This window comes from Rhodopila sp., assembly GCF_965276935.1.
GTDB lineage: Bacteria > Pseudomonadota > Alphaproteobacteria > Acetobacterales > Acetobacteraceae > Rhodopila.
In genome coordinates this window covers 2,058,542-2,070,083 of the sequence record NZ_CBDIBS010000004.1, presented here as the reverse complement: position 1 = coordinate 2,070,083, position 11,542 = coordinate 2,058,542, and the positions used below count along the sequence as shown (strand labels likewise).

Genomic DNA, 11,542 nt, shown 5'->3' with positions numbered 1-11,542 from the left:
ATCGCATACTGATGAACCTTCAAGGTGGCGCAGGCTTACGTTTACATAGCTGAAATGGGAGCACCGTCATGCCGAGGCGTGAGTACGAGGTCGCCCGCCTGGATGATCTACCCGCCGGGGCGATGCAACCGATCGAGGTCGAAGGCGACAAGATCCTGCTCATACGAGATGGTGTCGACGTTCATGCCGTGGACGCCACCTGTCCCCATGCGGGTGCTCCGCTTGTCGAGGGCGTGCGGCACGGCAACCGTCTAGTCTGTCCGTGGCACAAGGCAACGTTCTGCATTCAGACCGGTACGGTTCTGGAGCCGCCTGCCTTGGACAGTCTTAACCGTTATGATGTCCGCGTTGACGGACAGCGCGTGCTGCTGACTTATCCGGCGGAGACGCCTGCTCATGCGGAACAGGCTCATGATTCCCGCTGCTTCGTAGTCGTTGGCGCGGGCGCCGCCGGCGCGGTCGCCGCGCAGACCCTACGTCAGGCAGGATTTGATGGGCGGCTGGTCATGCTCGACCAAGTAAACCGGGTGCCCTATGACCGCACGATTCTCAGCAAGTATGCCTTGTCTGGTGAGCAAGGCGCCGAAAAGTCGCCGTTGCAGACACAGTCATTCTACAGGCAACACCGCATCGAGCGGTGGACTGCCGAGGTGACCAACGTCGATGCCAATAGGCGGCAGATCACCTGTGCCGACGGCACCAGCCTGCACTATGATGCTGCCTTGCTGGCCACCGGTGGCGCGCCAAAACGGCCCGACCTGCCCGGCGCCAACCTTCAGAATGTGTTTCTGTTGCGTAGCCGAAACGACGCCGACGCTATTCTGGCGCAGGCGGAACGTAGCGAGCGCGTGGTGGTCCTGGGTGCCAGCTTCATTGGCATGGAAGTCGCGGCTAGCCTGCGGGAGCGTGGTCTGGATGTCACCGTGGTCGGCAAGGAGACAGCGCCGTTCGAGAAACAACTGGGTGCGCGGATTGGAACCGCCTTCACGTCCTTGCACGAGAAACGAGGCGTGACCTTCCGCCTCGGATGCGAGATCAAAGCCCTTGAAGGCGACCGCCACGTGCGCCGCGTCGTCCTGGCAGGTGGCGAGGCACTGGCCGCTGATCTCGTGGTCATTGGCTTTGGCGTGCGGCCAGCCACCAGCTACCTGGACGGCATCGTGCTGCATCAGGACGGCAGTATTCCGGTCGATGCCAACCTTCGCGTGACGGATGGGCTATATGCGGCTGGCGACATCGCGCATTTCCCGCTGCATGGCGACGGCGATCCGATCCGAGTTGAACACTGGCGTGTTGCACAGCAACAAGGCCGCGTCGCAGCACTCAACATGCTCGGCCAGACCACGCGCTATGAGGCGGTTCCGGTGTTCTGGACGATCCAGTACCTCAAGCGTCTCGACTATATTGGTCATGCCGTCGAATGGGACGATATCGTGGTGCATGGCGATCTGGAGAAGCCTGAGTTCCTCGCCTACTACGTCAAGAATGGCCTAATCCAGGCAGCGGCCGGACTGGATCGCGACAAGGATACCGCGGCGCTGATCGAACTGATGACGACGCGCCGGGACTGGACGCCGTCGGCGATGGGCGACAGCCCCGCCACTGTTCTTGCGGCGATGACCTGATGACGCTGCGGTGAACCGCTGGACGCGACGCAGCCGCCTGAAACGTGCAACTCTCGCTCTGTTCCGCCGTTCGGGCCGCATCGCCAGGACCGACGGAGTTCCCCATGCTTTCTGATCACAGCGCCACGCCCCACACATTAATAGATCCGGCACCCCCCGATCCGGACCGGCGAAACCTGTTGAAGTGGACGTCCATGCTGGCCGGCGCATCCGGTCTTGGCCTGGCTACAGCGCAGGCCCAGCCCGGGGCGCCGGGACGCCCCACACCGGCGCCGAACCACCACGGACAGGCGCAAGGTCCTGGTCCGCTGCGCAAGGGCATGTTCGCCTATACGCTGGCGCACGAGCAGTTTCCCGTCCCCGAGATCGTGCAGCTCGGTGGATTGGCCTCGCGATCCGGGTTCAATGCGCTTGCCACCAGCGATCACTTTCAGCCTTGGCAGTCGGACCAGGGCCATGCCGGAGAGGCCTGGGTCACCATGGGTGCGCTTGGTGCCCATGCACCGCATAGTTGGATGGGTACCGCCGTGACCTGCCCGACGCTGCGCTATCGGCCAGCCGTCGTGGCCGAGACATGGGCCACGCTCAGTCACCTGTATCCCGGCCGGGTTTTCCTGGGCGTCGGATCGGGCGAAGCGCTGAACGAGCAGGCCGCCACGGGTGAATGGCCAAAGTGGCAGGAGCGCTGGGACCGGCTGATCGAGGCCATGGCGATCATTCGCCAGCTCTGGACCGGACAGGAGGTTTCCCACAAAGGCACATATTACACGGTCAATGGTAAACTTTTTGATCCTCCGGCGAAGCCAATTCCGCTGCTGACGGCCGCCAACGGGAAAAAGTCCATGCGGCTGGCCGGGCAGTATGGCGACGGCCTGATTACCGATCCGATGTCGTGGCAGAAGTATAAGACAGAGTGGGAAGCCGGCGCGCAGGCCGCGGGCAAGAACACCGCCGACATGCCCGTCATGCTCGAACATTATGTCGTCGTTGGTGACGAGGCGGCTGCCAAGCAGGCCGCCCAACTTTGGCGCTTCGGTGTGAAGGCCTGGCACAACCTCTTTGATGTTCCCAGCCCGGAGCGAATTCAGCAGCGTGCTGACGCGGAGACGCCGCTGGATCAGGTGATGAAGACATGGGCGATTGGCACCGACCCCGCTGTACACATCGCCGCGGCGCAGAAGCTGTTCGAAAGCGGCGTCACCATCGTCAACATCCATTCTGGGCAGCCGGACCAGAAGCGGGTGATCGATTTCTACGCGGAGCATGTCCTGCCGCGGTTTCCGCAGCCGGTCTGACGGCCAGCCGGAAGGATCCTCCATACTTGCTTCCGTGATGGATGCAATGGCGGCAGCGTTCTGCTGCCATTGCCGCCCGTTCTGCAAAAGCTGACACCCTGACCATCATGGCTCGGCAAACTGGCCAATGATGGTTAGGGTGTTTCCGTCTGAACGCAGGTTCGGCAGGATATCCAGCCGGCAAGAGGAACCGCTCCATGACCGTCGAATTCATCGGCATGATCCATCATCGCGAGGCGTCAGAGACCATGGCGCCTCCGCCCGTCGTGCTGGACCGCGGCTACGTCCGGGATTTCGCCCAGGTCGCCGAGGCCGGTGGCTTCGACAAGGTGCTGGTCGGATACTTTTCCGATGGGCCGGATGGATTCCTGCTTGCCGCCGCCGCGGCCGCTCACACCGAACGGCTCGGCTTCCTTGTGGCGCACCGGCCTGGGTTTGTTGCTCCTACTGTGGCTGCGCGGAAATTCGCAACGCTGGATCAGATCACCGGCGGCCGAGCGGCGATCCATGTGATCAGCGGCGGCGATGACACCGACCAGTTCCGCGACGGTGACACGTTGCCAAAAGAAGATCGCTACGCCCGTACTGATGAGTACGTGGACATCCTCAAACGCATCTGGACCGAGCCTGGCGCAACGGTGAACCACGAAGGCCGGTTCTACCGCTTCGCCGGCGCCTCCACCGCAATCCGCTGCGTGCAAAAGCCTCGCATCCCGATCTACTTCGGCGGCGCGTCGGAAGCCGCCATTGCCGTCAGCGCCAAGCACGCCGACGTTTACGCCCTTTGGGGCGAGACCCACGACCAGGTGCGTGAAATCACCTCGCGCCTCCGTGTGCAGGCAGCGAGGCACGACCGTACCGTCCGCGTCAGCCTGTCGCTGCGGCCAATCCTGGCGCCGACCGAGGACGAAGCCTGGGCCCGTGCCGAGGCTATCAAGCAAACCATCATCGCGCGCAGGGCCGCTGCTGGACTCCCGCCGCGAAATCCGGTCAACGAAGGCTCCAAGCGTCTGCTGGCCGCCGCGGCACAGGGGGAGCGTCTGGACAAACGCCTGTGGATGGGTGCGGCACTGCTGACCGGCGCCAGCGGCAACTCCACCAGCCTTGTCGGCACGCCCCAGCAGGTGGCGGAGGCACTGTGCGACTACTACGACCTTGGCGTGACCACGTTCCTGATCCGTGGCTTCGATCCGCTGGCGGATAACATTGAGTATGGCCGGTCGCTGCTGCCGCTGACGAAGCAACTAATCGCCGAACGGACCGCCGCCCGCGCCGCAGCGGAATAGCAACGAAAATTACACCCTCTGGTTGTGATTTCATGCAATAAAGTGACCCTCCAACGGCTAAGGGTCGCTCGCGCATGCGTATTTCCGTCTTCGGCATCGGCTATGTCGGTGTTGTTTCCTGCGGCTGCCTGGCCGAACTGGGGCATGAGGTCGTCGGCGTCGATATCTCTCCCGACAAGATCGCCATGCTCGCCTCCGGCCGCTCCCCGATCGTGGAGGAAGCGATTGATACGCTCATTGCCGGCGCGGTGCGGCAGGGCCGGCTGACCGCAACGGACGATGTTGCGTCCGCGGTGGCGGGAACGGACGTGTCGTTCATTTCGGTCGGAACACCCAGCGCACGGGACGGCAGCGTGGCTCTGGGCGCGGTGGACAGCGTCATCAACGCGATCGGCGGCGCGCTACGCGACAAGGCTGGCCCGCATGCCGTCGTGATGCGTTCCACCGTCCCGCCCGGCACGGCCGAGGACCGCGTCATTCCGCTGCTGGAGCAGGCCAGCGGCCGGCGGCTAGGCGATCGTCTTTCCTACTACAGCAATCCGGAGTTCCTGCGCGAAGGCTCCTCGGTCCGCGATTTCCGGGCGCCCCCGTTCACCTTGATTGGCGCTTCACCGGGTGACGACGCCACGGTGCTGCGCGAACTCTACGCGCCACTGACCGCCCCGGTGCATGTCGCGCCGATCCGGGTGGCCGAAAGCGTCAAGCACATCTCCAACGTCTTCCACGCCATCAAGCTGGCGTTCGCGAACGAGGCCGGTGCCGTTCTCGCCGCCCACGGCGTCGATGCGCGGGAGGCTTTCCGCCTGGTGTGCGAGGACCGGGTGCTGAACATCTCGTCGGCCTATCTGCGTCCCGGCTTCGCCTTCGGCGGGTCCTGCCTGCCGAAGGACGTACGCAGCTTCCTGGCCCTGGCCGATCAACGCGGCCTGGGGACGCCATTGCTGAAGCAGTTGCTGCCGGCCAATCAGGCGATCATCGACCGTACTTTTGAAGCCGTTGCACGTCACGGGCGCCAGCCGGTGGCGCTGTTCGGCCTGTCGTTCAAGCAGGGCACCGACGACCTGCGTGAATCCCCGTTCGTGCTGCTGGCCGAGAAACTGCTCGGCAAGGGCTACGACCTGCGCATCTACGACCGGTTCGTCCAGGTCGCCCGCCTGATGGGCGCCAACCGCGCCTACATCGACCGGGAAATCCCGCATCTGGAGCGGCTGATGGTGATCAGCCCGGAAGCCGCCTTGTCCGGCACCAAGGTCGCCATCATCGGCCACATCGCGGCGGAGGACAGGCCGGCCTTGCGCGCCGCCCTGGGCGGGCGCGTGGTAATCGATCTTGCCGGCCTGGCGGACCTGCGTGGGCTTCCCGGCATAATGTATGAGGGCCTGTGCTGGTGAAGCGCCCGCGCCTGCTGTTCGTCAGCCCGCGCTTCCTGTTTCCGATGGACCAGGGCGGCAAGATCCGCACCGGCAACATCCTGCGCGGCCTGAAGGGCGGCGCGTTCCACATTACTCTGGCCTCTCCGGCGCCGAAGGACCTGATACCGTTTGACGCGGATATCGCCGCCGTCAGCGATCGTTTCGCGTCGTGGCAGGAGGCGCCGCCGTCGTCAGCTCGCCGGTTCCGCGCCCTGGCCAGCCGCTTGCCTATCGCCGTCGCGACCGATCGGTCCTTCGCCGGCAGCAGCGTGGTCGGTAATGCGCTGGCAGGCAAACCCGACGTCGTGGTGGTGGATTTCCCGCATGCCGACGTGCTGATGCCGGACCGGATCAGATCGGCCAGCATCCTGTTCACCCACAACGTCGAAACCGAGATCTTCGAACGCCATGCCAAGCGGGCTACAGGTCTGTGGAAATGGGTCTGGGCGGACCAGAGCCGGAAAATGCAGCGGTTCGAGCACGAAAGCCTGTCGCGCTACGATACAGTGATTGCCGTCTCCAGCCGCGACCGGGACGTCCTGACCACGCGCTACCACTTGTCTGCGGTGGAGGCGATCGACACCGGCGTCGACCTCGATTTTTTCGCCATGAACCCGCCCGAGGCCGCCGGAGATCCCGGCACGGATGGCGGCACGCTGATCTTCACCGCCACCATGAGCTGGGCCGCCAATGTCGAGGGCATCCATTTCCTGCTGGACGAGGTGCTTCCCCTGTTGCTCGCTGTCCGGCCGCGCATCCGGGCGGTGATCATTGGTCGCAATCCGCCCGCCTCCTTGTCCGAGAAAATCAAGCAGCGCGGCTTGGCCGTCACCCTGACCGGCTTTGTCGACGATATCCGCCCCCACGTCGCGCAGGCAAACGTCTACGTGATCCCGCTGTTCGTCGGCAGCGGCACGCGCATCAAGGCATTCGAGGCGATGGCGATGGGCCGGCCGGTTGTCTCGACGACGCTAGGCATCGAGGGGCTGGACGTCACCGACGGCGAAGACTTTCTGCGTGCCGATGATGGTCCATCTTTCGCACGGTCCATCCTGACGCTGCTGGACGACGCCGCGATGCGGAGCTGTCTTGCCACCGCGGCGCGGCGCTTGATGGAGGAGCGGTTCTCCTGGTCCCACGTGGCGCGTCAGTTCGAGGCGATCTGTCTGAGCAGCCTGCAACGGAAGGCTTAGAGTGATCGCCTGAGAATGAGTAAAGCGCGACTTCTGGGTCAACCTAAACCAATCGCGCTTCAGGCTGTCAGCCCATCAACCTGTCAGTGCCGGCGGGCGCCATCTCGATACCGGTGCCGGACCAGCGCGTGGTCGGCGTCCAGCCCAGGCGCAACCGAGCTTGAGCATGACTGACGGGCGAGGCTTGGGGAAAGTCCGTGTAAAGCGCCGGCTCGCGTAACGGAATCCACCGGCTATAGAGTGCCTCCAGGCGAGCAACGGTGGGGGCGTTCGCGAACGTGTCGGCGGCGGCGAGAAAGAACCGATCAAAGCCGGTGTAGTTCACCAGGTTGACGGCGGCGGCAAAGCCGCGCGCGCAGTCCTCGGGTCCGACATAGGCGCGCAGGTATGGCATCGGTTCATCACGATCCGCCGGTCTGGACTCGCCGCACATGAAACCGGCCAAGGTTGCGAATGCAATGAAACAGGGCCGCAGAACCAGCACCTCCAGCCCACGGCGAGCATAGGCTTCCGCGATCTGCTCACCGCAGAGCTTGCTGAGCCCATAGGCATCGGTGGGGCGTGACACGTGCGCCTCATCGATCGGCAGATAATCGGGTGGCATGGTCGGATTGGAATGGTCGATGCCGGTGACCGCGCTGCTCGAGCAATGGATCACCCGGCGAACGCCGGCCAGCCGGCTGGCCTCGAATACATTCCAGGTGCCCACGGAATTGACCTGCATGGTGACCGCGTCATCCGTCGCCACCGAGCGGTCGATGCCGCCTAGATGCACAACCACCTCAATCCCCTGCATGGCCGCGATCAGTACATCGAGCTCACGCAGGTCGGCACGCCGGAAATCCACGCCCTGATTGAAGGGAGCGACGAGGTCGAGCACGCGTAGCGCGTGGCCGCTCAATGCTCGCAGGACATGACGTCCGAGGCGGCCGGACCCGCCGGTTATTGCGATACGCAATCGATTTCACTCCACCACCGCGAGCAGGGAAGCACTACGCCGCCATACGAACAATGCCGCGGCACAGGGCGTGGCGAATGAGCGCTGCACCAAAACCATGCAGAAGTCAGCGTCACCTTCTCCCGCCGCATCCCAGGTGACACTCCGGTCCCGGCCGCTGGGGGGCTGGTACAGCGCTTGCTTGACCATTCCTCGAGATCGCCAGCCGACCTCCAACAAAAGGATACTGCATGATGGATGCGGTCGAGGCCCACGCGAGATCCGGCGCCACATCCATGCCGATCGTCCGGCTGGACCATATCTGGAAGTCCTTCGGCCGCCTCGGGGTGCTGACTGACGTGTCGCTGGCCGTCCAGAAGGGCGAGGTCGTCTGCATCATCGGCCCGTCGGGCGCGGGCAAATCGACCTTGCTCCGCTGCATCAATCATCTTGAAGGCATCGACGACGGCAGCATCCATTTCGAAGGCCGCCCGGTGTATCGCTACACGCAGGCCGGGAAGGTAATGATCGACCCGGACAAGCGCATCGAAGCGATCCGTGCGCAGATCGGCATGGTGTTCCAGTCCTTCAACCTGTTCCCGCACCTCACCGCGCTCGGCAACGTCATCGAGGCGCCGGTGCAGGTGCTGCATGAGCCGGCCGTGCAGGCGCGTGAGCGGGGCATGGCGGTGCTGCGCAAGGTTGGTTTGCAAGCCAAGGCGGATGCCTACCCGCATCAATTGAGCGGCGGACAGCAGCAGCGTGTGGCGATCGCCCGCGCCTTGGCGATGAACCCCAAGGTCATGCTGTTCGACGAGGCGACCTCGGCGCTTGATCCCGAACTGGTCGGCGAGGTGCTGCGCGTGATGCGTCGATTGGCCAGCGAAGGCATGACCATGGTGGTCGTCACCCACGAAATGGATTTCGCGCGTGATGTCGCCGACCGCGTGGTGTTCATGGACCAGGGCGCCATCGTCGAGGAGGGTCCGCCGAACGTGGTGTTCACCGCGCCGCGCAGCCCACGCACGCGGCAGTTCCTGCAGTCGATCCTGAACCGGAACGGCAATGACGATGAGCCGCCGCCGCCCGCACCCGCCAAAGCCAGCGATCACGCAACAGGAGGCAGCAAGCCATGACCGAGAAGCCAATCCCGGCCAGGATGGAACACCAACCGGTGGGACGGCGCGGCCTGATCCGGTCGGGCACCGTCGGCGGTGCCGCGGCGCTGCTGGCGGCAACCGGCGGACCAGCCCGCGCGGCACCCGCCACGCCCCCGCCGGTCGATACCAGCTTCGCCGATTTCACGCTGTTGAAGATCAACTCGGACGACGAGTCGCTCAGCAAGGTCCAGCAGAAGGGCCTGGTCGTCGGCACCTCCAACGACTGGCCGTATTCGTTCCTGGACCCGAAGACGGGCGAATGGACCGGACTGGACGGCGACATCATCAAATACATCGTCAAAATGCTGAAGATCCCCAAGATCAATGTGCAGACGGTGACGTTCGACGGGCTGATCCCGGGCCTGCTGGACGGCCGGTTCGACATCGTCGGCGACTCGATTCACTACACCAAGAACCGGTCCAAGGTGGTGAGCTTCTGCTTTCCGACGTACTACTACGCCGAGGCGCTGATCGTGCCGAAGGGCAATCCGAACAAGCTGCATTCCTTGACCGACCTGAAAGGCCATACCGTCGGCTCGCTGTTGGGCACCAACTACGCAGAGTGGATCCAGGCGATCCCCGGCGTCAACTTCCAGGGCTACAAGGACTGGGCGCAGATCATTCCCGAACTTGCCATCGGCCGCACCGATGCCGCGCTGTTCGACCAGCCGGTGGCCGCGGCGCAGATGAAGCAGCACCCGGAGTGGAAGATTGAGATCGTCGAGGACTACCAGCCGCGCACATTCAAAAATCCCGCCGGATACAGCAGCTACGCCTTCCGGCAGGGCGACATACAGTGGGTTACCGCGTTCTCCTCCGCGGTGCAGTGGATGGAGTACAACGACGAGATGAAGAAGATTCTCTCGAAGTGGGGCCTGAGCGGCTACAACAACTAGCCTTCCGCGTCAGACGTTCGCACAAGGTCTACAAGCCACAGCGGCGACGGGTCCGGCGCCGCGACAGGAGATTGGATGTTCTCGCTCGCCGACATGATCCAATTCCTGCCGTCGCTGCTGCACGGCGCGATGCTGACGATCGCGGTTTCGCTACTGGCGTTCTGTCTGGCGCTGCTGTGCGGGCTGATTACCGGCATCGCCCGCATGTCCCGGCCGTGGCCGGTGCGAATGCTGGCCGCGGTCTATATCCAGTTCATCCGCGGCACGCCCCTGCTGCTGCAACTGTTCTTCATCTACTACGTGCTGCCCTATGCCGGCATTGTCCTTACCCCGTTCGTGTCCGGCGTGCTGGGACTGACGCTGAACTATACGGCCTACATGGCGGAGGTGTTCCGCTCCGGCATCCAGGCCATTCCGAAAGGCCAATGGGAAGCCGGGGCCTCGGTCGGCATGTCGCGCCGCCTGATGCTCCGCCGCATCATCCTGCCGCAGGCGATCCGCATCATCGTTCCGTCAATCGGTAACTTCTTCGTGTCGATCTTCAAGGATTCCGCGCTGGTGTCGGTGATCACCATGCGCGACCTGATGTTCAGCGGCCAATTGCTGGCATCCGCCACCTATAAGCACTTCGAGATCTTCGCCATGGTCGCGGCGATCTATTTCCTGATCAGCTATCCCGCCGCGAAGTTCGTCGAATGGGTGGAGGTGCGGCTCGACATCACCCGCCGCCCCGTCGTGCTCGGGATGCGCACATAGCGCATGATGGCGCTAGAGCATGATCGTTTTAGGTTGACCCGTAGCCGGAGTTGACGAGGTAATTGGCGCATTCTTCGACGGTATACTCGTCGAGGAGCTTGGCGATCGCTTCGATCACTGCGTCGATGGTGCGGGCGTTGGCCTTGCGCAGCAGGGTTTTGAGTTTGGCGAACACCTGCTCGATCGGGTTGAGGTCGGGACTATAGGGTGGCAGGAAAATCAGCTTTGCACCCGCTGTCCGGATTGCCTTGCGGATGACAGGGCCCTTGTGACTGCTCAGATTATCCATGATCACAACGTCGCCCGGTCGTAACGTCGGCACCAGGAACTGCTCGACATAGGCGCGAAAACTGATCGCGTTCATCGGCTGATCGAGCAGGCATGGCGCATGAATGCCGTCGCATCGCAGGGCGGCAACGAAGGTTTGCGTCTGGCGATGACCATGCGGCACCTTGGCGAGCAGACGCTGGCCGACCGGGCACCGCCCCCGGATCGGGGTCATGTTCGTCTTCGTCCAGGTTTCGTCTACAAAAACAAGCCGTCTGGGATCAACTTTATCCTGCCGCTTTTGCCATTGCAGGCGCCGACGGGCAACATTGGGACGATCCTGCTCGCTGGCGTGCAGGCTTTTTTTTAAAGCTGAGACCAGCGCGGTCAACGATGTTCCAGACAGCAAAATAGCTCACCGTGATGCCACGGTCTTGCAACTCAGCGAGCAGTGCGCGCAACGGCAGATCCGGCTGTTGCGCAATCCGTTCGATAATCCTGTCGCGTTCGTTGGCCAGTGCGAAGGGCCGATGACCACCCAGCCCCTGCGCCGCCACGCTGCCCTTCTGTCGATCCAGCCGCGACCACCGCTGCACAGACGACTCACTGACCTGGAAGAGGGTCGCCGTCTCAAGCCGGCTCCTGCCTGAGCGGAATGCCGCGACAGCGCGTTCTCGCAAATCCAACGTGTAAGGAGCACCCATCCATGCTGGCC

11 protein-coding genes are annotated in these 11,542 nt (G+C 63.6%); 8 read left to right on the top strand and 3 right to left on the bottom strand.

The window, feature by feature from the left end:
- Window positions 1-68: 68 nt before the first annotated feature.
- The 5 genes from ACQY4S_RS25960 to ACQY4S_RS25940 all read left to right on the top strand — a co-directional run bounded on the left by ACQY4S_RS25960 (window position 69) and on the right by ACQY4S_RS25940 (window position 6,811).
- A complete protein-coding gene (locus ACQY4S_RS25960; protein WP_428488058.1) occupies window positions 69-1,625 on the top strand; it encodes an FAD-dependent oxidoreductase in 1,557 nt (518 codons plus the stop codon).
- 104 nt (window positions 1,626-1,729) lie between these two features.
- Window positions 1,730-2,920 carry a TIGR03557 family F420-dependent LLM class oxidoreductase gene (locus tag ACQY4S_RS25955; RefSeq protein ID WP_428488057.1) on the top strand — a complete coding sequence of 397 codons (1,191 nt, stop codon included), beginning with the start codon at window positions 1,730-1,732 and terminating at the stop codon, window positions 2,918-2,920.
- A gap of 197 nt (window positions 2,921-3,117) precedes the next feature.
- Entirely contained in the window at window positions 3,118-4,206 is a 1,089-nt protein-coding gene (locus ACQY4S_RS25950) for an LLM class flavin-dependent oxidoreductase (RefSeq protein ID WP_428488056.1), read from the top strand.
- 74 nt (window positions 4,207-4,280) lie between these two features.
- Complete coding sequence (locus ACQY4S_RS25945; protein WP_428488055.1) at window positions 4,281-5,597, top strand: nucleotide sugar dehydrogenase; 1,317 nt, start codon at window positions 4,281-4,283, stop codon at window positions 5,595-5,597.
- A complete protein-coding gene (locus ACQY4S_RS25940; protein WP_428488054.1) occupies window positions 5,594-6,811 on the top strand; it encodes a glycosyltransferase family 4 protein in 1,218 nt (405 codons plus the stop codon). Before ACQY4S_RS25945 ends, ACQY4S_RS25940 begins: the two co-directional genes overlap by 4 nt.
- Window positions 6,812-6,878: 67 nt before the next feature.
- Here ACQY4S_RS25940 and ACQY4S_RS25935 read toward each other — a convergent pair whose 3' ends face one another.
- Window positions 6,879-7,769 (bottom strand): NAD-dependent epimerase/dehydratase family protein, encoded by an 891-nt coding sequence (locus ACQY4S_RS25935; protein WP_428488053.1) that lies wholly within the window; start codon window positions 7,767-7,769, stop codon window positions 6,879-6,881.
- Between the two features lie 6 nt (window positions 7,770-7,775).
- Window positions 7,776-7,958 (bottom strand): hypothetical protein, encoded by a 183-nt coding sequence (locus ACQY4S_RS25930; protein ID WP_428488052.1) that lies wholly within the window; start codon window positions 7,956-7,958, stop codon window positions 7,776-7,778.
- Between the two features lie 41 nt (window positions 7,959-7,999).
- On the opposite strand from ACQY4S_RS25930, the gene ACQY4S_RS25925 reads away from it, so the two are divergent.
- From ACQY4S_RS25925 to ehuD, 3 genes are all read left to right on the top strand, one after another.
- Window positions 8,000-8,884: an amino acid ABC transporter ATP-binding protein gene (locus ACQY4S_RS25925; RefSeq protein WP_428488051.1), complete on the top strand. Its 885-nt coding sequence runs from the start codon at window positions 8,000-8,002 to the stop codon at window positions 8,882-8,884.
- Window positions 8,881-9,804, top strand: a complete 924-nt coding sequence (locus ACQY4S_RS25920) for a substrate-binding periplasmic protein (protein ID WP_428488050.1) — start codon at window positions 8,881-8,883, stop codon at window positions 9,802-9,804. The genes ACQY4S_RS25925 and ACQY4S_RS25920 overlap by 4 nt, the downstream gene beginning before the upstream one ends.
- A gap of 75 nt (window positions 9,805-9,879) precedes the next feature.
- Complete coding sequence (ehuD, locus tag ACQY4S_RS25915) at window positions 9,880-10,560, top strand: ectoine/hydroxyectoine ABC transporter permease subunit EhuD (RefSeq protein ID WP_428488049.1); 681 nt, start codon at window positions 9,880-9,882, stop codon at window positions 10,558-10,560.
- Window positions 10,561-10,588: 28 nt separating this feature from the next.
- Here ehuD and ACQY4S_RS25910 read toward each other — a convergent pair.
- A protein-coding gene (locus ACQY4S_RS25910) for an IS630 family transposase (RefSeq protein WP_428483280.1) occupies window positions 10,589-11,531 on the bottom strand; the annotation gives its coding sequence in 2 pieces (ribosomal slippage) (window positions 10,589-11,194 and window positions 11,196-11,531; 942 coding nt in all).
- Between the last annotated feature and the right edge of the window lie 11 nt (window positions 11,532-11,542).